The sequence below is a fragment of the Pseudomonas delhiensis genome (assembly GCF_900187975.1).
Classification (GTDB): domain Bacteria; phylum Pseudomonadota; class Gammaproteobacteria; order Pseudomonadales; family Pseudomonadaceae; genus Pseudomonas; species Pseudomonas delhiensis.
Window position 1 is genome coordinate 35,270 of sequence record NZ_FZPC01000029.1, and the last position, 22,296, is coordinate 57,565.

General features: G+C 68.9%; 16 protein-coding genes. 8 read left to right on the top strand and 8 right to left on the bottom strand.

The features are described from left to right. Nucleotides 1–40 precede the first annotated feature (40 nt). The 4 genes from CHC02_RS23750 (at nt 41) to CHC02_RS23765 (ending at nt 6,131) form a co-directional block, all read left to right on the top strand. Nucleotides 41–1,582, top strand: coding sequence for a phosphoenolpyruvate carboxykinase (locus tag CHC02_RS23750; protein ID WP_089393868.1), 1,542 nt, complete (start codon nt 41–43; stop codon nt 1,580–1,582). A gap of 297 nt (nt 1,583–1,879) precedes the next feature. Beyond that, a complete protein-coding gene (locus CHC02_RS23755) occupies nt 1,880–3,814 on the top strand; it encodes a RecQ family ATP-dependent DNA helicase (RefSeq protein WP_167364856.1) in 1,935 nt (644 codons plus the stop codon). A 123-nt stretch (nt 3,815–3,937) separates the two neighbouring features. Continuing rightward, on the top strand, nt 3,938–5,431 hold the full coding sequence (locus tag CHC02_RS23760) for a flavin-containing monooxygenase (RefSeq protein ID WP_089393870.1): 1,494 nt from the start codon (nt 3,938–3,940) through the stop codon (nt 5,429–5,431). 97 nt (nt 5,432–5,528) lie between these two features. Beyond that, entirely contained in the window at nt 5,529–6,131 is a 603-nt protein-coding gene (locus CHC02_RS23765) for a nitroreductase family protein (RefSeq protein ID WP_089393871.1), read from the top strand. Nucleotides 6,132–6,510: 379 nt separating this feature from the next. On the opposite strand, the gene CHC02_RS23770 is transcribed toward CHC02_RS23765, so the two are convergent. Further along, on the bottom strand, nt 6,511–7,413 hold the full coding sequence (locus CHC02_RS23770; RefSeq protein WP_089393872.1) for a LysR family transcriptional regulator: 903 nt from the start codon (nt 7,411–7,413) through the stop codon (nt 6,511–6,513). 110 nt (nt 7,414–7,523) lie between these two features. Between CHC02_RS23770 and CHC02_RS23775 the strand changes: the two genes are divergently transcribed. The 3 genes from CHC02_RS23775 to CHC02_RS23785 all read left to right on the top strand — a co-directional run bounded on the left by CHC02_RS23775 (nt 7,524) and on the right by CHC02_RS23785 (nt 11,592). Continuing rightward, nucleotides 7,524–8,765, top strand: coding sequence for a 3-hydroxyacyl-CoA dehydrogenase (locus tag CHC02_RS23775; RefSeq protein WP_089393873.1), 1,242 nt, complete (start codon nt 7,524–7,526; stop codon nt 8,763–8,765). After that, nucleotides 8,762–10,552 (top strand): acyl-CoA dehydrogenase C-terminal domain-containing protein, encoded by a 1,791-nt coding sequence (locus tag CHC02_RS23780; protein WP_089393874.1) that lies wholly within the window; start codon nt 8,762–8,764, stop codon nt 10,550–10,552. The genes CHC02_RS23775 and CHC02_RS23780 overlap by 4 nt, the downstream gene beginning before the upstream one ends. 92 nt (nt 10,553–10,644) lie before the next feature. Further along, a complete protein-coding gene (locus tag CHC02_RS23785; protein WP_089393875.1) occupies nt 10,645–11,592 on the top strand; it encodes an adenosine deaminase in 948 nt (315 codons plus the stop codon). Between the two features lie 318 nt (nt 11,593–11,910). Here the strand turns inward: CHC02_RS23785 and CHC02_RS23790 are convergent, their stop codons facing one another. Beyond that, nucleotides 11,911–12,798: a LysR substrate-binding domain-containing protein gene (locus CHC02_RS23790; protein WP_089393876.1), complete on the bottom strand. Its 888-nt coding sequence runs from the start codon at nt 12,796–12,798 to the stop codon at nt 11,911–11,913. Between the two features lie 107 nt (nt 12,799–12,905). Here CHC02_RS23790 and CHC02_RS23795 point away from each other — a divergent pair, with 107 nt between their 5' ends. Then, on the top strand, nt 12,906–13,835 hold the full coding sequence (locus tag CHC02_RS23795) for an AEC family transporter (RefSeq protein WP_089393877.1): 930 nt from the start codon (nt 12,906–12,908) through the stop codon (nt 13,833–13,835). 739 nt (nt 13,836–14,574) lie between these two features. Here the strand turns inward: CHC02_RS23795 and CHC02_RS23800 are convergent. The 6 genes from CHC02_RS23800 to CHC02_RS23825 all read right to left on the bottom strand — a co-directional run bounded on the left by CHC02_RS23800 (nt 14,575) and on the right by CHC02_RS23825 (nt 22,058). Next, nucleotides 14,575–16,107 (bottom strand): APC family permease, encoded by a 1,533-nt coding sequence (locus CHC02_RS23800; RefSeq protein ID WP_089393878.1) that lies wholly within the window; start codon nt 16,105–16,107, stop codon nt 14,575–14,577. Nucleotides 16,108–16,216: 109 nt separating this feature from the next. Then, nucleotides 16,217–17,233 carry a heme-dependent oxidative N-demethylase family protein gene (locus CHC02_RS23805; RefSeq protein ID WP_089393879.1) on the bottom strand — a complete coding sequence of 339 codons (1,017 nt, stop codon included), beginning with the start codon at nt 17,231–17,233 and terminating at the stop codon, nt 16,217–16,219. A 14-nt stretch (nt 17,234–17,247) separates the two neighbouring features. Beyond that, a complete protein-coding gene (locus CHC02_RS23810) occupies nt 17,248–18,216 on the bottom strand; it encodes a PDR/VanB family oxidoreductase (protein ID WP_089393880.1) in 969 nt (322 codons plus the stop codon). Then, nucleotides 18,213–18,809 (bottom strand): dimethylamine monooxygenase subunit DmmA family protein, encoded by a 597-nt coding sequence (locus tag CHC02_RS23815; RefSeq protein WP_089393881.1) that lies wholly within the window; start codon nt 18,807–18,809, stop codon nt 18,213–18,215. Before CHC02_RS23815 ends, CHC02_RS23810 begins: the two co-directional genes overlap by 4 nt. A 697-nt stretch (nt 18,810–19,506) precedes the next feature. Next, entirely contained in the window at nt 19,507–20,931 is a 1,425-nt protein-coding gene (locus CHC02_RS23820; protein ID WP_244161036.1) for a sigma-54 interaction domain-containing protein, read from the bottom strand. Beyond that, nucleotides 20,928–22,058 carry a PAS domain-containing protein gene (locus tag CHC02_RS23825; protein ID WP_089393882.1) on the bottom strand — a complete coding sequence of 377 codons (1,131 nt, stop codon included), beginning with the start codon at nt 22,056–22,058 and terminating at the stop codon, nt 20,928–20,930. Before CHC02_RS23825 ends, CHC02_RS23820 begins: the two co-directional genes overlap by 4 nt. Nucleotides 22,059–22,296 lie beyond the last annotated feature (238 nt).

A 22,296-nucleotide genomic window follows, 5' to 3' on the forward strand; every position in this document is an offset into this window, starting at 1 on the left:
CAATGTTTGGAGGACTCGGCTCCGGCCGATGGGGACCCACATGACGCAAGCCAACAAAGCCGTGTACACCGATATCAGCGTTGCCCAACTGGTCGAGGAAGCCATTCGCCGCGGCGAAGGTCGCCTGGCCGACAACGGCTCGCTGGTGGTGGAAACCGGCCACCGCACCGGCCGCTCGCCTGCCGACCGCTTCATCGTCGAAGAGCCCGGCAGCAAGGACTCCATCGCCTGGGGCGCGATCAACCGCCCGTTCCCGGCCGACAAGTTCGACGCCCTCTGGGAACGCGTCCAGGCCTTCAACGACGCCCAGGACCACTTCGTTTCCCACGTGCATGTAGGTTCGGCCGCCGATCACTACCTGCCGGTCAGGATGACCACCGCCACCGCCTGGCAGAACCTGTTCGGCCGCCAGCTGTTCATCAACCCGGAAACCTACAACCCGGCCGGCCGCGACGAGTGGCAGGTGCTGAACGTCGCCAACTTCGAGTGCGTGCCCGAGCGTGACGGCACCAACTCCGACGGCTGCGTCATCCTCAACTTCGCCCAGAAGAAAGTGCTGATCGCCGGCATGCGCTACGCCGGTGAAATGAAGAAGGCCATGTTCTCGGTGCAGAACTACCTGCTGCCGGAGAAGGACGTGCTGCCGATGCACTGCGCCGCCAACATCGGCGAAGCGGGCGACGTGACCCTGTTCTTCGGCCTGTCCGGCACCGGCAAGACCACCCTGTCGGCCGACGAGAGCCGTTACCTGATCGGTGACGACGAGCACGGCTGGGGCGAAGGCGTGGTCTTCAACATCGAAGGCGGCTGCTACGCCAAGTGCATCGACCTGTCCGAGAAGAACGAGCCGGTCATCTGGAAGGCCATCAAGTTCGGCGCCGTGCTGGAGAACGTGGTCCTCGACGCCGAGCGCACCCCGGACTACGCCGACGACCGCCTGACCCAGAACTCCCGCGCGGCCTACCCGCTGGAGCACGTCGAGAAGCGTTCGGAAGCCAACCTGGGCGGCGAGCCCAACGCGGTCATCTTCCTGACCTGCGACCTGACCGGCGTACTGCCGCCGGTGTCGATCCTGAACAACGAGCAGGCCGCCTACCACTTCCTGTCCGGCTACACCGCGCTGGTTGGCTCCACCGAGATGGGTTCGGGCGGCGGCATCAAGTCGACCTTCTCCACCTGCTTCGGCGCGCCCTTCTTCCCGCGCCCGGCCGGCGTCTACGCCGAGCTGCTGATCAAGCGCATCAAGGCCTTCGGCTCCAAGGTGTACCTGGTCAACACCGGCTGGACCGGCGGTGGCTACGGCGTCGGCAAGCGCTTCAACATCCCGACCACCCGTGGCGTGATCGCCGCCATCCAGAGCGGTGCCCTGGTCGGCGCCGAGACCGAGCACCTGGACATCATCAACCTGGACGTGCCCAAGGCCGTTCCGGGCGTCGAGACCAACCTGCTCAACCCGCGCAACACCTGGGCTGACAAGGCCGCCTACGACGAAGCCGCCAAGGGCCTGGCCGGCAAGTTCATCGAGAACTTCAAGAAGTTCGACGTGAGCGAAGCCATCAAGAACGCCGGCCCGCAGCTGTAAGCGCGCCCGTTCGCCGAAAGAGCCGCCTCCGGGCGGCTTTTTCATTGGCCGTTCCCTGTAGCGGGTCCTGCCCGCGAATCGCGCGCAGGGCGCGCTCCTACAGGTGGAAAGCGGAGGTGGGCCCGGCGTAGGAGCGGATTTCATCCGCGATCGCGGACAAGGTCCGCTCCTACGGGGCTACCCTAGGAGCGCGCTTTCCGATGAACCGGAATCGGGCCGTTCGCGAGCAGGCTCGCTCCTACAACGGCGGTCCCTAGCATGGAGCTTCCGCCCATGACAGGTAATGGAGAGACCCGCATGCACGACACCCTCGAACGCGTCTTCGGCTTCCGCCAGTTCCGCCCCGGCCAGGAGGCGGCGGTCAGCGCCGTGCTGGGCGGGCGCTCGGCGGCGGCGATCTTCCCCACCGGCTCGGGCAAGTCGCTGTGCTACCAGTTGCCGGCCATCATGCTGCCGCACCTGACCCTGGTGGTGTCGCCGCTGCTGGCGCTGATGCAGGACCAACTGGCCTTCCTCGCCCGCCATGGCATCGCCGCCGCCAGCATCGACTCGGCGCAGAGCCGCGAGCAGGTAGCGCAGACCATGGCCCGCGCCCGCAGCGGCGAGCTGAAGGTGCTGATGATTTCCGTGGAGCGCCTGAAGAACGAGCGTTTCCGCAACTTCATCGGCGAGGTGCCGATCTCGCTGCTGGTGGTCGACGAGGCGCACTGCATCTCCGAATGGGGCCACAACTTCCGCCCCGACTACCTGAAGCTGCCGGCCTACCAGAAGCAGTTCCGCATCCCCCAGGTGCTGCTGCTGACCGCCACCGCGACGCCGGCGGTGATCGACGACATGCGCGCCAAGTTCGCCATCGCCGAGGCGGACGTGGTCACCACCGGCTTCTACCGCGCCAACCTCCACCTGCAGGTGGAGCCGGTGGCCAGCGCCGCCAAGCGCGCCCGCCTGGTGGAATGGCTGGGCGCGCGCGAAGGCCAGCCGGGCATCGTCTACGTGACCCAGCAGAAGACCGCCGAGGACATCGCCGCGCACCTGTGCGAGCGCGGCATCCCGGCCCGCGCCTACCACGCCGGCATGGACCACGCCGAGCGCGAGGTCATCCAGCAGCGCTTCATGGCCGGCGGGCTGAACTGCATAGTCGCGACCATCGCCTTCGGCATGGGCATCGACAAGAGCGACATCCGCAACGTGGTGCACTTCGACCTGCCCAAGTCGGTGGAGAACTACAGCCAGGAGATCGGCCGCGCCGGCCGCGACGGCCAGAACTCGGACTGTCTGGTGCTGGCCAACCGCGACAGCCTCAGCGTGCTGGAGAACTTCGTCTACGGCGACACGCCCGAGCGCGAGGGCATCCGCAGCGTGCTGGAGGAAATCGCCGCCGCGCCCAACGGCCAGTGGGAGCTGATGCTGACCGCGCTGTCGGACCAGTCGAACATCCGCCAGTTGCCGCTCAAGACGCTGCTGGTGCAGCTGGAGCTACGCGGCATCATTGCCCCGCGTTTCGCCTATTTCGCCGAATACCGCTTCAAGAACCTCATCGAGCCCGCGGCCCTGCTGGGCCACTTCGAAGGCGAGCGGCGGCAGTTCGTCGAGGCCATCCTCAGCACCTCGGCGCGGGCGCGCACCTGGTCGACCCTCGACTTCGACACCCTCTACCAGCGCCACGGCGCCGAGCGCGCGCGGGTGGTGAAGGCCCTGGACTACTTCCAGGAACGCGGCTGGATCGAGCTGGAAAGCAAGCAGATGACCGAGGTCTATGCGGTGCGCGAGGTGGGGTTCGACCCCGAGGCGCTCAGCGACGAGCTGTACGCCTACTTCAAGCGCCACGAGGCCAGCGAGATCGCGCGCATCGGCGCCATGCTCGAACTCTTCGCCAGCGACCAGTGCCTGAGCCGGCGCCTGGCGCGCTACTTCGGCGACCAGCGGGCGCCGGAGCATTGCGGGCACTGCTCGGTCTGCGCCGGCCGCGTCGCGCGTCTGCCGGAGCCGCCGGCCCTGGCGCCGCTGGACGGGCAGACGCTGCAGAGCCGCTGCGCCGCCTTCCTGGAGAAATACCGCGGCGCCCGCGGCCTGCCGCCCAGCGCCGACTGCGTGACGCGCTTCCTCTGTGGCATCGGCGTGCCGGCCTTCACCCGCCTGCGGGCTCGCACGCTGCCCGGCTACGCGGCGCTGGAGGACTACCCCTACGCCCAGGTGCGCGCCTGGGTGGCGGCGCAGCTCGCCCAGGGGTAACGCCGCGGTGGCTCCACCCATCCTAGGGTGGGGCGCCGGCCGGCGGCGCCCCTTGTAGGGTACGGGGAGGAATTCCCTCCTAGACTCAGCAAGGCGTTGTCCGCCACCGGCCGAGGAGCCACCATGTCTGTCGAGCACCTGGATGTCCTGATCGTCGGCGCCGGCCTGTCCGGTATCGGCGCCGCCTACCACCTGATGAAGCACTGCCCGGGCAAGACCTTCGCCCTGCTGGAGGGCCGCGAGGCCATGGGCGGCACCTGGGACCTGTTCCGCTACCCGGGCATCCGTTCCGACTCGGACATGTACACCCTGGGCTACAACTTCAAGCCCTGGACCGACCCCAAGGCCATCGCCGACGGCCCCTCGATCCGCCACTACATCGAGGAGACCGCGCACGAGAATGGCATCGACGGCAAGATCCGCTACCGCCACCGCGTGCTCAAGGCCGACTGGAACAGCGATAGCGCGCGCTGGCTGCTGACCGTGCAGCGCGGCGACGAGCCGGAACCTGTGCGCATGAGCGCGCAGTTCCTGCTGATGTGCACCGGCTACTACCGCTACGAGGCCGGCTACACCCCGGAATTCAAGGGCCGCGAGCAGTTCGGCGGGCAGGTCATCCACCCGCAGCTGTGGCCGGAAGGCTTCGACTACGCCGACAAGCGCATCGTGGTCATCGGCAGCGGCGCCACCGCGGTGACCCTGGTGCCCTCGCTGACCGACAAGGCGCGCCACGTCACCATGCTGCAGCGCTCGCCGTCCTATGTGATCAGCCTGCCGCAGAAGGACCCCATCTCGAACTTCCTGCGCCGCTTCCTCCCCGAGACCTGGGTGTACCGCCAGGCGCGGGCGCGCAACGTGACCATGCAGATGATCTTCTTCATGCTCTCCAAGGCCTTCCCCGGCGTGGTGCGCAAGGCCCTGCTGGGGCTGGCCAGGCACCAGCTGGGCAAGGACTTCGACATGCGCCACTTCAGCCCGCGCTACAAGCCCTGGGACGAGCGCGTGTGCTGCGTGCCGGACGGCGACCTGTTCAAGGCGCTGCGCAAGGGCAAGGCCTCGGTGGTCACCGAGCACATCGACAGCTTCTGCGAGAAGGGCATCCGCCTGAAATCCGGGCAGGTGCTGGAGGCCGACGTCATCGTCACCGCCACCGGGCTGGACCTGGTGATGTTCGGCGGCGCCGAGCTGGCGGTGGACGGCAAGCCGTTCCAGGTCAACCAGAGCATGGGCTACCGCGGCATCATGCTGCGCGATCTGCCCAACCTGGCCGCGGTGGTCGGCTACACCAACGCCAGCTGGACGCTCAAGGCGGACCTCTCCAGCGAGTACTTCTGCCGCCTGATCAACCACATGGACGCCATCGGCATGCGCCAGTGCACCCCGCGCGCCGGGGCCGGCCAGGTGAAGGAGGAGCCCTTCCTCAACCTCAACTCCGGCTACATCCAGCGCGCCGCCGACAAGATGCCCAAGCAGGGCGACCGCACGCCCTGGAAGCTCTACCAGAACTACGCCCTGGACCTGGCGCTGCTGCGCCACGGCAAGGTGGAGGACGGCTACCTGACCTTCACCTCGCCGCGCGCCCAGCAGGACGACGAGGCGTCGTTGCAGGCGGTGTAGCGATTCGATGATTCCTATCGGGAAAACCGCCTGAAGCGCACGCCCGGGCGGTTTACCATGGCGGGCATTTTTCGCCGTCAACGAAAGGAGTCCCCCCATGCATATCGACGAAGCCATCCGCAGCCGCCGCGCGGTCAAGGGCTACGACCCGGCCTTCAGCCTGAGCCGCGAGGAGAAGGACGAGCTGCTGCAGCTGGCCATGCTCGCCCCCTCGGCCTTCAACCTGCAGCACGTGCGCCTGGTCGAGGTCAGCGACCCGCAGCTGCGCGCGCACATCCGCGAAGTGGCCTGGGGCCAGGCGCAGGTGACCGACGCGTCCCTGCTGGTGGTGGTCTGCGCCCAGCTCGACAGCTGGGAGCAGAACGCCCGCCGCGTGTGGGAGGGCGCGCCCCAGGAAGTGCAGGACTACATGGCCGGCGCCATCGACGCCTACTACCGCGGCAAGCCCCAGGTGCAGCGCGACGAGACCATGCGCAGCTGCGGCCTGATGGCCCAGACGCTGATGCTCGCCGCCCGCGGCAAGGGCCTGGATTCCTGCCCCATGGACGGCTTCGACTTCGACGCCGTGGGCAAGCTGATCAACCTGCCGGAGAACCACGTGATCGGCCTGATGGTCGCCGTCGGCAAGCAGACCCTGGCGCCCAAGCCGCGGGTGGGCAAGCTGGCGCTGGACGAGGTGGTGATCCGCGATCGGTTCTGAGCCGCGTTGACGCGGATGATCGCGTCCTACGAAAAGCGTTGCCAGCCGGTGATGTAGGAGCAACTGTCTTGCCGACTGCGCCGATGTGCTCTTCGTAGGAGCGAGCTTGCTCGCGAATAAGCCCCGCAGCGGAGCCTGTTCGCGAGCAAGCTCGCTCCTACAAAAGCCGTGCTCGCCTGTAACGTAGGATCTCGCGCCACTAGGCGCCCCATGTAGGAGCGGGCCCTGCCCGCGATTCGCGCGCAGGGCGCTCCTACAGGGTGATGGCGCGGTGGGGGCTGCGTAGGAGCGGACTCCGTCCGCGATCGGATTCACCGGCCACGCCGGACGCCCCGGCGGCGGGTAACCGCGAACGGTCATTCGCCGTCGGCGTTCCACCCTACGGTCGCGGCGCGGCCTCCAGCATGCGCTGCACCAGCCACTGCAACGCCACGTCGCGCTCGCGCTGGGCCAGGTACACCAGCTCCAGGTGGAACTGGCCGACGTCGAAGGGCAACTCCAACACCTGCAACGGCAGCCGCTTGGCGAAGTGTTCGGCCAGGCGCGTCGGCAGCACCGTCAGCAGCTCGGTCTCGGCCACCAGCTGCGCGGCCTGCAGGTAGTTGGGCGTGACGTAGGCAACCTGCCGCTTCAGGCCCTGGCTGGCCAGCCACTGGTCGACCATGCCGCGGGTCTGCCCGCCGGATACCCACAGGTGGCGTTCGCGCAGGAAGCCGCCGAGGTCCAGCGGGCCGTCCACCCGCGGGTGGCCGCGGCGGGCCAGCAGGCGCAGGGTCTCGCTGGCCCAGGGGCGGCGCTCGAAGCGCGCCGGGACTTCCTCGAAGCGGCCCAGCACCAGGTCCAGGTTGCCCTTGTCCAGCGCCTCCACCGGTAGGCTCGGGGCCAGGTGGCGCACGTCCAGGGCCACGCCCGGCGCTTCCGTGCCCAGTTGCCGCAGCAGCGCCGGCATGCACAGCAGCTCGGCGTAGTCGGTCAGCGCCAGGATGAAGCGCTGGCGGCTGCGCCCCGGCTCGAAGCGCTCGGCGCCGCTTAGGCTCTGCAGGATGCGCTGCAGCGATTCGCGGATCGGCGCCTCCAGCTCCAGCGCCCGTGGCGTGGGCTGCATGCTGCGGCCGATACGCACCAGCAGCGGGTCGTCGAGCAGCTCGCGCAGGCGGCCCAGGGCGTTGCTCACCGCCGGCTGGCTCAGGGCCAGGCGCTCGGCGGCGCGGGAAACGCTGCGCTCGCGCAGGAGGGCGTCGAAGACACGCAGCAGGTTGAGGTCGAAGGTATTTATATTCATCGGATAAATACTGCGCATCACAAGACTAAATTTCAAAAATAATCCGAACTTGCCTATGGTGACTGTCGCTTTTTTGCTCGAACGCCCGTTTCGATAACAAGAGGAAGACCATGAGCCCGATTCCCCCGATTCGCAGCGCCGCGGTGATAGGCGCCGGCACCATGGGCCGCGGCATCGTCATGTGCCTGGCCAATGCCGGCGTGCAGGTGCAGTGGCTGGACAACAACCCGCAGATGCTGCTGCAGGCCCAGGGCGCGGTGGCCGACACCTATGCCCACAACGTGCGCCAGGGGCGGATCGACGAGGTGGAGGCGGCGGCCCGCCGCGCGCGGATTTCCCCGGCGGACAACTACGCGGCGATCCGCGAGGCGGACCTGGTGATCGAGGCGGTGTACGAGAACCTGGAACTCAAGCAGTCGATCTTCCGCGAGCTGGACGCGGCGCTGAAGCCCTCGGCCATCCTCGCCAGCAACACCTCCTACCTGGACGTCGACGCCATCGCCGCGGTGACTGGCCGGCCGTCCCAGGTGCTGGGCCTGCACTTCTTCAGCCCGGCGCACATCATGAAGCTGCTGGAGGTCGTGCGTGGCGCCAGGACCGCACCCGCCGTGCTCGACGCCGCCCTGGAGCTGGGCCAGCGCATGGGCAAGGTCAGCGTGGTGGCCGGCAACTGCCACGGTTTCATCGGCAACCGCATGCTGGAGAAGTACGTGCAGGAGTCGCGGCGGCTGATCCTCGAAGGCTCGCTGCCGTTCCAGGTGGACGCCGCGCTGCAGGGCTTCGGCTTCGCCATGGGCCCGTTCCGCATGTTCGACGTGGTCGGCATCGACCTCGAATGGCGCGCCCGCGAGCTGGCCGGCAAGGGCCAGGACGCGCCCACCGTGCAGGTGGACAACCGCCTGTGCGAGATGGGCCGCTTCGGCCAGAAGAGCGGCAACGGCTTCTACCACTACGCGCCGGGCAGCCGCCAGGCCGAGCACGACCCCGAGGTCGACGCCCTGGTGCTGCGCGAGTCCGAGCGCCTGGGCTACGTGCGCCGCGACGTCGGCCCGGAGGAAATCCTCGAGCGCTGCCTGCTGGCGCTGGTCAACGAAGGCGCGAAGATCCTCGACGAGGGCATCGCCAGCCGCAGCGCCGACATCGACACCGTCTACCTCAACGGCTACGGCTTCCCCGCGGCCCAGGGCGGGCCCATGGCCTGGGCCGACGCCCAGGGCCTGGCCGGCATCCTCGCGCGCCTGCGCGACCTCGCCGGGCAGCACGGCGCGCACTGGCAGCCGGCCGCGCTGATCGAGCGCCTGGCCGCCAGTGGTGGTCGCTTCGCCGACGTCCACGGGGAGCAGGGCGCATGAGCTACCAGGCCCCCCTGCGCGACATGCGCTTCGTCCTCCACGAACTCTTCGACGCCGCCGGCCACTGCGCGCTGCTGGTCAACGGCCTGGACCGCGAGCTGATCGATGGCGTGCTGGAAGAGGGCGCGCGCTACACCGGCGAAGTGGTCGCTCCGCTGAACCGCAACAGCGACGAGCAGGGCGCAACCCTCCATGACGGCGCGGTGACCACCCCGGACGGCTTCCGCGAGGCCTACCGGCAGTACTGCGACAACGGCTGGGCGAGCATGACCGGCCCGGTCGGGTTCGGCGGCCAGGGCTTCCCGCAGCTGGTGGCGGCGAACTTCCACGAGATGCTGATGGCTGCCTCGCTGTCCTTCCGCGTCTATTCCGGGCTCACCGAGGGCGCCGTGCTGGCGCTGTACAAGCATGGCAGTGCCGAGCTGCAGCAGGCCTACCTGGCGAAGATGGTCAGCGGCGTGTGGACCGGCACCATGTGCCTCACCGAGCCCCAGGCCGGCACCGACCTGGCGCTGCTGCGCACCCGCGCCGAGCCCCGGGCCGACGGCAGCTACCGGGTCAGCGGCAGCAAGATCTTCATCAGCGGCGGCGAGCAGGACCTGTCCGAGAACATCGTCCACCTGGTGCTGGCGCGCCTGCCGGACGCCCCGGGCGGAGTGAAGGGCATCAGCCTGTTCCTGGTGCCCAAGTTCATCGCCAACCCCGACGGTACGCCGGGTGTGCGCAATGCCTTGGGCTGCGGCGCCATCGAGCACAAGATGGGCATCAAGGGCGCTTCCACCTGCGTGATGAACTTCGACGGCGCCACCGGCTGGCTGATCGGCGAGGCCAACCAGGGCCTGGCCTGCATGTTCACCATGATGAACGACGCGCGCTTCCAGGTCGGCCTGCAGGGCCTGGGCATCGCCGAGCGCAGCTTCCAGGGCGCCCTGGCCTACGCCCGCGAGCGTCTGCAGTCGCGCGCCCTGACCGGCCCCGCGCAGCCGCAGCAGGCCGCCGACCCGATCATCGTTCACCCCGACGTGCGGCGCATGCTGCTGACGCAGAAGACCCTCACCGAAGGCAGCCGCATGCTCGCCGCGCTCTGCGCCCGCGAGCTGGACCTGGAGCACGGCCACCCCGAGGCCGATGGCCGCAAGGCGGCGGGCAAGCGCGCGGCGCTGCTGATCCCCATCGTCAAATCCTTCCTCACCGACATGGGCCAGGAAGTCGCCAGCCTCGGTGTGCAGGTCTACGGCGGCCACGGCTACATCCGCGAGTGGGGCATGGAGCAGTTGATGCGCGACAGCCGCATCACCCAGATCTACGAGGGTACCAACGGCATCCAGGCGCTCGACCTGATCCGCCGCAAGCTGCTGGGCGACGGCGGCGCCGAGATGGCCGCGCTGCAGGCGGACCTGGCGGAAACCTGTGCCGCCCTGGCCGCCCACCCCGAGCTGGCGCCCATGGCCGCCGTGGTGCGCGAGCGCATCCAGGAATGGCGCGGGCTGACCGCCGACGTGCTGGCCGCCACCCGCCGCGACGTGCAGGAAATCGGCGCCATGTCGGTGGACTACCTGCAATACAGCGCCTATGCGCTGCTCGCCGGGTTGTGGCTGCGCGCCGCCGGGGCCGCCCAGGCGGCGCTGGACGCCGGCACTGGCGAGGGCGACTTCTACCGCGCCAAGCTGGCCAGCGCCGACTTCTACCTGCGGCGCATCCTGCCGCGTGCCAGCATGCACCGCGAGGCCCTGCTGGGCGGCGCCGGCTGCCTGATGGCGCTGGACGAGGCGCACTTCGCGTTCTGATGCGAAGGGGCCGCCCCGGCTCGCCCGGGGTGGCCCCTGCGCCGGGCCGGGTTAAACTTGCATCGATCCAGCCCGATGACGAGAAACCTCCCATGTACGAATGGCTCAACGCCCTGCCCAAGGCCGAACTGCACCTGCACCTGGAAGGGACCCTGGAGCCCGAACTGCTGTTCGCCCTGGCCGAACGCAACCAGGTGAAGCTGCCCTGGGCCGACGTCGAGACCCTGCGCAAGGCCTACGCCTTCAACAACCTGCAGGAATTCCTCGACCTCTACTACGCCGGCGCCGACGTGCTGCGCACCGAGCAGGACTTCTACGACCTGACCTGGGCCTACCTGCAAAAATGCAAGGCGCAGAACGTCATCCACGTCGAACCCTTCTTCGACCCGCAGACCCACACCGACCGCGGCATTCCCTTCGAGGTCGTGCTGCGCGGCATCCAGGGCGCGCTGAAGGACGGCGAGAAGCAGCTGGGCATCCGCCACGGCCTGATCCTCAGCTTCCTCCGCCACCTGTCCGAGGAGGAGGCGTTCAGGACCCTGGACCAGGCCATGCCGTTCCGCGACGCCTTCGTCGCCGTCGGCCTGGACAGCTCCGAGGTCGGCCACCCACCGAGCAAGTTCCAGCGCGTGTTCGACCGCGCCCGCGCCGAGGGCCTGCTGACCGTCGCCCACGCCGGCGAGGAAGGCCCGCCGGAATACATCTGGGAAGCCCTGGACCTGCTCAAGGTCGAGCGCATCGACCACGGCGTGCGCGCCATCGAGGACGAGCGGCTGATGCAGCGCATCATCGACGAGCAGATCCCGCTGACCGTCTGCCCGCTGTCCAACACCAAGCTGTGCGTGTTCGACCACATGCGCGAGCACAACATCCTGCAGATGCTGGAACGCGGGGTGAAGGTGACGGTGAACTCGGATGATCCGGCGTACTTCGGGGGGTATGTGACTGAGAACTTCCAGGCGCTGTACGAGCACCTGGGGATGACGAAGGAGCAGGCGCAGCGGTTGGCGCAGAATAGTCTGGATGCACGGTTGGTGTAGGAGCGGGGGCGCCTAGTTCTTGCTCGCGAACGGTGCCTCCCGGCCACGCTGTGCATGAGGTCACCTCCGTCCCCTCTCCCCAGCCCTCGGCTGCGCGCCCCGCCCTGAAGGGAAAGGGGGCTAGTCCGTGCCGAGAAAGGTGATGGTTTCCGCCGGAAAACCTCTGTGCTAGCCGGCTAACGCCATAACATCAAACCCTGCCCAACGGTCCCCTCTCCCTTCAGGGAGAGGGTTAGGGAGAGGGCGCTCTACCCCCCCAACACCCACAGTCCCGAGCGGGCACCATTCGCGAGCAAGAACTAGGCGTCCCCCTCGCTCCTACGAAGAGCCCGTATCCAACCCCGCGCAGCGCAGGAAAGCCCCCAGGCAAGGATTGTCGTTATGCGGGCTCCAGGCCACGCCGTAGTCTACCAACGGCGACGCCTCCAACGCCACGAACGCCGCGCCGGGCAGCTGCATCTTGCGCATCGAGTCCGGCACCAGGGCCACGCCCAGGCCCTCGGCCACCAGGTTGACGATGGTCTGCTGCAGGTGCGGCTCCAGCTGGATGCGCGGTTCGAAGCCGCTGTCCCGGCAGCACTGCATCACCGCCTCGTGCAGGGCCGGCGCGGTGCTGTGGGGGAAGCTGATGAACGCTTCCGCCGCCAGTTCGGCGGGTGCCAGGCGCCCTCGCGTCGCGAGGGGGTGCCTTGCCGGCAGCACCGTGCACAGCGGCTCGCGCAGCAGGGTGCGGTAGCGCAGTTGGCCGGGTTCGCGGGCCGGGAAGGTCAGGGCGACGTCGGCCTCGCCGGCTTCCAGCGCCGGGCCGAGGTCGCGCGGCAACACTTCGTTGAGCACCACCTTCACCTGTGGATAAGCGTCGCTGTAGCGCTTGAGCAGGGTCGGCAGCAGCGTCCAGGCGGCGACCATGGTGAAGCTCAGGCGCAGCTCGCCGCGTTCGCCGCGGGCGCTGGCCCGGGCCGAGCGCACCGCCAGGTCGAGGCCGGCCAGCAGGCTCTTGCAGTGCTGCTGGAACTCGCGGCCGGCGGCGGTCAGCTCCACCGCGCGCGAGTGGCGGGCGAACAGCGGGGTGCCCAGTTCGGCCTCCAGCGCGGCTATCTGCCGGCTCAGCGGCGGCTGGGTCAGGTGCAGGGCCTCGGCGGCGCGGCCGAAGTGCAGGTGCTCGGCGAGGGCGAGGAAATAGCGCAGCTGGCGCAGTTCGATCATCGATGCATTTCCGGTATCAATTTGGCCTTCAACAAGCATTGGACGGTATCGATGGCGCGATCCTATGCTCGCCAGCCTGCCCATGACAATGCCTTGCCGAGCCGCCCATGCACACCGTGATCGTCGTCGTCCTGCCCATCTTCGCGCTGATCCTGGCCGGCTGGCTGGCGCGCCGGAGCAACCGCCTGGGCGAGGGCGCGGCCTCGGAGATCAACCGGCTGGTGGTCTGGCTGTGCCTGCCGGCGCTGCTGTTCAAGGTCACCGCCACGGCCACCTGGGCGGAAATCTGGCAGCCGGGCTTCCTCGCCGCCTTCACCGCCGGCTGCCTGCTGGTGTTCGGCGCCACCCTGGCCTGGCGCCTGTGGCAGGGCCGCGGACTGCCGGCGGCGAGCATCGACGGGCTCAGCGCCTCCTACGCCAACACCGGCTACATGGGCATCCCGCTGTGCCTGCTGGTGTTCGGCCAGGACGGCCTGGAGCCGGCGCTGATCGCCTCGCTGCTGGTGGTCTGCGTGCTCTTCGCGGTGGCGGTGGTGTGCATCGAGGTCGGCCTGCAGAGCGAGAAGCACGTCGGCCGCGCGGTGCTGGTGGTGAGCCGCGCGCTGCTGAAGAACCCGCTGGTGGTCTCGCCCATCGTCGGTGGCCTGTGGGCCGCCGGCGGCCTGGGCCTGGCCGAGCCGGTGGTGCATTTCCTCGACCTGCTGGCGGCGGCCACCACGCCCTGCGCGCTGATCTCCCTCGGCCTGTTCCTGGCGCAGAAGCAGGAGGGCCCGCAGGTGGGCGCCTGGCCGCTGGTGCTGGTGAAGCTGGTGGGCCAGCCGCTGCTGACCGGCTTCCTCGCCTACAAGGTGTTCGCCCTGCCGCCGTTGTGGGCGGATTCGGCGCTGCTGCTCAGCGCGCTGCCCACCGGCACCGGGCCGTACATGCTCGCCGAGTACTACAAGCGCGAGGCGCCGGTGGTGTCGCGGAGCATTCTGCTGTCGACGCTGGGGTCGTTGGTGACCTTGTCGGCGTGCCTGTTGTGGATTGCCCGCTGAGCGAGGGTTGCGGCGGATAACGCCATAGGCGTTATGCGCCCTACGTCGTGGTCAGGTCTGGCGTAGGGCGAATAACGCTCCGCGTTATCCGCCGTTTGGCCTTGGCCGAACCCCGCTCGGGGCCGAGCCTGGGCATCCTTGTAGGGCGCGCTAGGCTCAGCCACGGCGTTGGCGATGAGAAAGGTGAAACGGCGGATAACCGCGAACGGTTATGCGCCCTACGTCGTGGTCAGGTCTGGCGTAGGGCGAATAACGCTCCGCGTTATCCGCCGTTTGGCCTTGGCCGAACCCCGCTCGGGGGCGAGCCTGGGCATCCTTGTAGGGCGCGCCAGGCTCAGCCACGGCGTTGGCGATGAAAAAGGTGAAACGGCGGATAACCGCGAACGGTTATCCGCCCTACGTCGTGGTCAGGTCTGGCGTAGGGCGAATAACGTTCCGCGTTATCCGCCGTTTGGCCTTGGCCGAACCCCGCTCGGGTCGAGCCTGGGCATCCTTGTAGGGCGCGCCAGGCTCAGCCACGGCGTTGGCGATGAGAAAGGTGAAACGGCGGATAACCGCGAACGGTTATGCGCCCTACGTCGTGGTCAGGCCCGGCGTAGTGCGGGAAAAAAAACCGGGCCTGCCAAGCGGGGCTGGCAGGCCCGGTCGCAAACCGCTTGGCGCCGGCGCGGGGAGGGGACCCCGCGCGGCGCCGGACGCGCCCCTCAGGCGTATGGCCCGAATTGCGTCAGGGTTGCGATCAAGCCGGTTCGGTAAGCGCGCCAGTCGCGCGCACGGATCGTTGGCGGCCGGAGATCCTGTGGGCGTCGCCGGCCGGCGCGGTGCCCTTGTCGTAGGGCCTGGCCAGCAGCATGTAGAGCAGGCCGACGCCCAGCACCACGGCGGTGGTGAGGATCATCGAGTAGTTGATGTACCAGGGCGCGTCGGGGCTGCGCGGCCAGACCATGTTGGCGATGGCGCCCAGGCCGTAGAGCAGCGCGGCGACGTTCACCAGGGTGCCCCAGGGGCCCAGGCTGAACTGGCCGCCGGGCACCCAGCCCTTGGTGCGGGCGGTGAGCGCGGCGACCACGATCAGCTGGAAGGCGATGTAGATGCCGATGGCGGCGAAGCCGACGATGGTGGCGGTGGCTTCGGCCATGAACAGGCCCAGGCAGACGATGGCGGCCGGCACCACGCCGCTGACGACCAGCGCGGCGGACGGCACGTGGTTGGCCGACAGGCGCTGCAGCACGCGGCTGCCGACGATCATCTCGTCACGGGCATAGGCGAACAGCAGGCGGCTGGCGGCGGCCTGCAGGCTGAGCACGCAGGACACGAAGGACACCAGCACCACCGCCATCACCAGGCGCGAGCCCACCGGGCCGAAGGCGTTGGCGAGGATGGTGGCGACCGGGTCGGTGTCTTCGCCGGCGAGCACCTTGTGCATGTCCGGCACCGAGAGGATCAGCGCCAGGCAGGCGAACATCGCGGCGGCGCCGCCGATGTAGATGGTCATGCGCATGGCCTTGGGGATGCGCTTGCCGGGGTTGGGGGTTTCCTCGGCGACGTCGCCGCAGGCCTCGAAGCCGTAGTACTGGAACAGCCCGGCCAGGGAGGCGGCGAGGAAGGCCGGCAGGTAGGAGCCGTCCGCGGCGCCCAGGCCGAAGGTGTCGAACAGCACGCTGAACGGCTGGTGGCGCTCGAAGACCAGCAGGTAGCCGCCCACCAGGATGGCGCCGATCAGCTCGCAGAGGAAGCCGAACATGGCCACCCGCGCCAGCAGCTTGGTGCCCACCAGGTTGAGGCCGGTGGAAACCAGGATCAGCGCCAGGGCGATGTAGATGCTGACGTTCGCGTCCGGCGCGAAGCCCAGCAGCGCCGCCAGGTAGGGGCCGGCGCCGACGGAGACGCCGGCGATGGTGGCGCACAGCGCCCAGGCGTAGACCCAGCCGACCATCCACGCCCAGCGCTTGCCGACCAGGCGCCGCGCCCAGGGGTAGACGCCGCCGGAGATCGGGAACTGCGAGACCACCTCGCCGAACACCAGGCACACCAGCAACTGGCCGAGGCCGATCAGCAGGTACGACCAGAACATCGGCGGGCCGCCGGCGGCCAGGCACAGGCCGAACAGGGTGTAGACGCCGACGACCGGCGACAGGTAGGTGAAGCCCAGGGAGAAGTTCTCCCACAGGCTCATGCTGCGCTCGAAGTTCGAGCTGTAGCCGAGGGCGCGCAGCTGCTCGGCATCGTGATCGGTTACGCCAGCGGCACGCGTGGCAGGGGACCCACTCATCGTTGTTTCCTCTCAGGGGGTAATGGGCAGTGGCACATTGTCTGCGGCGGACCTCGGGTGTCCGCCGCCGCCCTCTACGGGCTCATTGTCGTTATGGAAAGCGCGGTGCTTATTTGCCGTCGTCGTACTTCGAGAGCCACTCCACCGCCGCGTCGCGGTAGCGGGTGAAGCCCTTGTAGTCCACCAGTTCCTGGTTGAGGGACTTGAGCACGCGGTGCATGCGCCTGGCCCAGGCCGGGTTGCTGGCGATGTCCTGCAGGCTCAGCAGGTAGGTGCGGATCGGGAAAACGATGGCGTTGCTGCGCGGCAGGCGATGCAGCGGCTGCAGCTCGATGCGCAGGTAGACCTTCTCGCCGGCGTTCTCGGCGGTCACCGTGGTGCGGTCCGGGGCCCAGTCCGGCAGGCTCTCGGCGGACACGTCCAGGCGCGGGTTGACCGTCAGCGACCAGTTCAGGCGGCGCACCGGGTGGCCGTTGCGCAGGCGCAGGAGGAACTTCAGCGCGCGGTCGAGCATGCCGGTTTCCTTCACCAGCGGCACCGGGCCGTGGTACTCGTGCCAGGCCATGCCCAGGTTGAAGCGCAGCGAGTAGTCGGCGCGCTGGGTGGCGATGCCGGCGCCCCAGTACAGGGTGCCGTCGCGCTCTTCCTGCAGCACCCAGTCGCCCTGGGCCTGGCGGGTGATGTACTCCATCGGCTCGTAGGGCAGGGTGGCCGGGTCGCCGAAGGTGAAGGTGTCGTCGATGCCCAGCAGCCTGTTGGTCCAGTGCCAGCGGGTGCCGTCGCGCTCCAGGGCGAAGTACTCGGGGTAGTCCCTGGCGTAGGACTCCATGATGAGTTCGAGCAGGTCCCACTGCGCCTCCATCATGTGAGGCGCCGAGACGTAGTGCATGCCCGGGTCCTTCTCCAGGGTGATGGCGCGGTCGCGGCATTCGCTGATGTAGTGCTCGTCGATGTCGAACACCGCGCGCAAGGCGCCGTCGCCCACGCTGACGTGGGGCTCCAGGTTCATCGAGTACATGTACTCGTCGTCCGGGAAGGGGAAGGGCGCGCGGGCGATGCACTCGGGGCTGTTGGCGTAGGTGTAGTCGTCGCGGTAGGTTTCGTCGGGGCGGAATTGGATGGTCATGGTCGTTCTCCGGCTCAGCAGTCGATGACCAGCCGCGAGCACTTGGCGCGCGACACGCAGGGCATGATTTTCTTGTTGGCGGCCTTGTCCTCGTCGGACAGCCAGTCGTCGGTGTGGAGGATCTCGCCGTCCAGCTCCAGGACGTTGGTCTCGCACATGCCGCAGGCGCCGCCGCGGCACAGGTAGGGAATCTCGTGGCCGGCGGCCTCGGCGGCTTCCAGCAGGCTCTGGTCGGGCGAGACCTCGATGGTCGCGCCGCTGCGCGCCAGGGTGACCTTGAACGGCTCGCCGCTGCTGCCCTGTTCGAGGAAGCGCTCGTAGTGGATGTGGCTGTCGGTCCAGCCGTGGGCGCGGGCCGCGTCTATGGTGGCCTGGATCATGCCCTCGGGGCCGCAGACGTAGACGTCGCTGCCCAGCGGGCGGTCGGCCAGCACGGCGGAAATGTCCAGGCGCTCGCCGCGGTCGTCGCGGTACAGGCGCACGGCATCGCCGTATTCGCGCAGCAGTTCCTCGCCCAGGCGCGCGTGTTCCGCGCCGCGCACCGCCAGGTGCACTTCGAAGGGCGTGCCGCGCAGGCGCAGTTCGGCCAGTTGCGAGCACACCGGGGTGATGCCCACGCCGCCGGCGATGAACAGGTGCAGGCGCGCGTGCTTGCTCAGCGGGAACAGGTTCACCGGGCGGAGGATTTCCAGCTCGTCGCCTTCCTTCACCGCGTCGTGCATGCGCCTGGAGCCGCCGCGGCCGTCTGCCACGCGGCGCACGGCGATCTGGTAGGCGCTGGCGTCGTAGGGCGAGCTCATCAGCGAGTAGGCGTTGCGGTAGGTGCCGCCCTCGTGGGGGATCAGCACCACCACGTTGCTGCCGCCGGAGAACGGTGTCAGTTGGCCGCCGTCCCGCGGGACCAGGGTGAAGCGCTTGATTTCCGGGGTGACCTGCTCGATGCGGGCGACGCGAACGTTGAGGGTTCCGGTGGACTGGCTCATGTGTCGAGCTCCTCGGCTGCCGGCAGCTCGCCGGGGACTTCGGCGTCGGCCTTGACCGCCTGGAAGGCGGCGAGGCGGCGGGAGTAGTGGTCGCGGACCACCAGGGTGCGGGCGCAGTGCGGGCACTCGAACACGCGCTGGGTGACGTTCTCGGTGTAACCGTCGCAGTGCACGCACCAGACGCGGCGCACGAAGGAGCCGCAGTGCTCGCGCAGCACCTCGTCGCGGTTCAGGTTGATCGCATCGGCGGCCTGCATGGCGGTGCCGATGAAGCTTTCCGAACCGGCCAGGTACAGGCGGGTGCCCATGCGCGACTGGCCGAGCAGGGCGTGCAGGTCGTCGACCAGCGCGCGGTTGCTCGGGTAGAGGGTCAGCTCGACGCCTGCGATGTCGCGCAGCGCGGCCAGGTGGTCCTGCCCGGAGAAGGATTCGGTGGAATAGAGCACGCGGATGGGCGCGGTGCGGGGCATCTCGCCGAGCAGCCGGAGCATGGCGCTGCCGCCGCTGCCCTGGCCGGCGATGATGTGGTTGCTGCCGGCGAGCGGGCGCAGGTCGTCGTAGACCGGCCTGCTCTTGATACCTGTGATGAGCATTGTTGTTGTGCCTCCAGAACTGCCGGCAACCTCGGTCGGGGATGCCTGGCGCGATTCGAGGACCCGTGCACGGTCACGGGTCGCAGGAGGTGGAGCACAGGGTGTGCCAATAAATTAAGTTGTTGAAAATAAAGAGATTGTTGTTTTGTGGGGGAGGGAATGTAAGCAGAAATGACAAGGGGGGATAGGCAGAAATGCAGCGTTGGTGGGGGTGGTTATCCTGGGGCAGCGGTGTGTTGGTTGGGCGCCGCCCCTCTCCCTAACCCTCTCCCTGAAGGGAGAGGGGACCGTTGGGCAGGGTTTGATGTTATGGCGTTAGCCGGCTAGCGCAGAGGTTTCCGGCGGAAACCAATGCACCCGGTAAACACAACCCCCGTAGGATGGGGGGAGCGAAGTGATACCCATCACCGCGACTGTGGCGGTGGTGTGGTGGTTTGGCGCCGCCCCTCTCCCTAACCCTCTCCCTGAAGGGAGAGGGGACCGTTCGGCGTGCTCGGATATTTCAGAGTCAGCCGGCAGCTCCGGCGGTTTCTGACTGAAACCATTCCTTCTCTCGGCACGGACAAGCCCCCTCTCCCTTCAGGGCGGGGCGCGCAGCCGAGGGCTGGGGAGAGGGGACGAAGGTCGGCGCAATGCCAATGCATCCGGGAAACGCCATTCGCGGGCAGGGCCCGCTCCTACAAGAACAGCCTGGCGCTCAATCCCGCTGCTGCTTGCGGATCAGCGTCCCCACATCGATCCCCAGATGCTGCGCCGCCTTGCGCTTGCTGCCGCACAGGCGCACCGCCTGGAGGATCACCTGGCGCTCGAAGCGCTGCACCTGCGCCTTGAGCGGCTCGTCGGCGCTGGCGAAGGGCAGCGGCTCGGCTTCCCCGGCGAGGGCGGCCGTGTCCAGCAGTTCCGGCGGCAGGTGCTGTTCCTCGGCCACGTCGTCGGCCAGCACCGCCAGGCGCTCGAAGATGTTCACCAGCTCGCGGATGTTACCCGGGAAGTCGTAGCCCAGCAGGCGCTGGCGGCAGGCGGTGGCCAGGCGCAGCGGCGGCTGGCGGTCGCGGTTGATGCGCGCCAGGAGGATGTCCATCAGCACCGGCAGGTCGTCGCGGTGGGCGCGCAGCGGCGGGATGTCCACCGGCAGCACGGCCAGGCGGTAGTAGAGGTCGGCGCGGAACAGCCCGGCCGCGACCAGCGCCTTTAGGTCCTTGTTGGTGGCGGCGATGACCTGCACCTGGACCTTCTTCGACAGCGGCGAGCCCACCGGCTGGATGGTGCCGTCGTCGAGGAACTTGAGCAGCTTGGCCTGCACCTGCAGGGGGATCTCGCCGATCTCGTCGAGGAACAGCGTGCCGCCGGCGGCGCTCTCGATGTAGCCGCGCTTGCCCTGCTGCAGCGCGCCGGTGAAGGCGCCGCGCTCGTAGCCGAACATCTCCGACTCGAACAGCGTCTCGGGGATGCTCGCGCAGTTCACGTCGACGAAGGGCCGGTCGCCCCAGCCGGCGGCGCGGTGGATGTGCCGGGCGATGGCGGTCTTGCCCACGCCGGGCTCGCCGAGCAGCAGCAGGCGGGCGCGGCGGCGGAAGGCGCGCACGCCCATGTCGGCGATGTCCGAGAGCAGCGGCGACATGTGCAGCGCGTTGTCCTGCGGGTCGCCCAGGCTCGCCGGGCTGTCCGCCAGCGACGGTGCCGGGGCGCTGCGGCCGGCGCTTTCGCGGGGTTCGTATTCGCGCTGGATCAGCAGCGTGTAGGGCTTCTCGTAGGCGCCGGCGGGCACGCTCTGCAGGCGGGTGAGGAACAGCCGGCCGTCGCGCGAGCGCGTCAGCGCGCTCTTGCCGCCGCGCCGCACGCTCTGCAGGAAGTCGTCGAACTGCAGCGCCGAGCGCTGGTAGAAGTCGCTGTCGGTCAGGCCCAGCACGTCCTGGCGCGCCACGCGGTTGATGCGCTCGGCGGCCAGGTTGAGGAAGCGCACCCGGGAGTCGCCGTCGCAGACGATCAGCGCCTCGCCGAAGCCGTCGAGCAGGGCGTGCAGCGCCGGGGTCTCCAGCAGCGCGGCGAGCATCTCGGCGCTGACGTTGACCGCCGAGCGCATGCCCATGCGCATCGGCGCGAAGAAGCCCTCGCCGCTCACGGGTGCAGCTCCGCCGCGCGCCGCTCGATGCCGTCCGGGCGCAGCACGACCACGCGCCAGGCCTGGTTCTCGCGGATCAGGATGCGCGAGCAGTGGCTGTCGAAGGCGCGGAAGCTGCCGTACTGGTCGGGCAGCTCCAGGCGTTGCCAGGTGCGCTCGGGCAGCGGCAGGCGGTCGAGGGTGGCGGCCACGCCGGCGGCGCGGGTGATGCCGAACACCTGCTCGAAGGCGGCGTTGCGCCACTGCGGCTGGGCCGCCTCGTCGATCACCAGCACCGCGTCGGGCACCGCGTCGAACACCCGGCGCAGGGCCTCGATGCGCTGCTCGGCGTCGTGCTGCATGCGCAGCTCCTGGCTGACGTCGCGCAGGCTGCCCCACATGCGCAGCAGGCGGCCGTTGTGGATGCTGGCGCGCACGTCGTTCTCCACGTAGGCCGGCGAGCCGTCGTGGCGGCGGTCCACCGAGAGCGCGCCGTCGACGTGGAAGTCGGCCTCGATCAGCCGCCGCACGAACTCCTCGTTGGCCGGGCTGCGCGGCCAGTACAGGCGCACCGGCTGCTGGCCGAAGTCGACGTCGGCGGGCATCTCGTAGATGGCCGCCATGGCGCGGTTGCACATGCGCCAGTAGGAGCGGTTCTCGAACACCTGGCGGACGATCTCGTCCGGCGTCTGGCGCACGTCCACCGGCTCGGCGAACTCGATGCACCAGTAGGCGACCTTGGCGCTGTAGAGCATCTGGCTCATGACTTCGTTGGCGTTCTGCAGCTCGGCCAGGCGCCGGCTGATGCCGCCCAGGGGCATCTTCACCAGGTGCAGGCGCGGCGGCTCGCCGTCGCGCCACTGCAGCACGCCGCTGGCCAGCACCGGCAGCAGGCCGCCGTTGTGGCGGATCAGCGTCAGCTCCAGGTCTTGCACCCGTTCGTCGGCCGGCGGGTTGGCGAAGAGCTGCTGCAGGGCGCGCACCGAGTCGGCGGTATAGACCTGCTCCATGCCCTGGCCGTGGAGCGCGCCGGGCGGGTAGCCGAGCTGGTCGCTCTGCTCGGCGGAGACGTCGAGGAAGCGGCCGTCCGCGGCGATGCTGTCGGCCAGCAGCAGGCCGCGGTCGAGCAGCAGGCGTAGCGAATCCATCTATGGTTCTCCATGGGGATGAGGGGCCGGCGCCATCGCGCGGGCCATCCGCTACCCAGGCAGGTTGCATGCCAGGGGCGAGGGCCCATGGCGCTGGACCCCGGCCCGCGCCCCCCGGCGCAAGTGCATGCAGGAATGCAGCGGTGTTGGCGTTTTTGCAGCGCTGCTGCCGAGGGTAGCGACTGGCCACGTCCCCGTCAGGTGGCGGGCGACGGAGGGTGGTGGCCTGTACACTTCG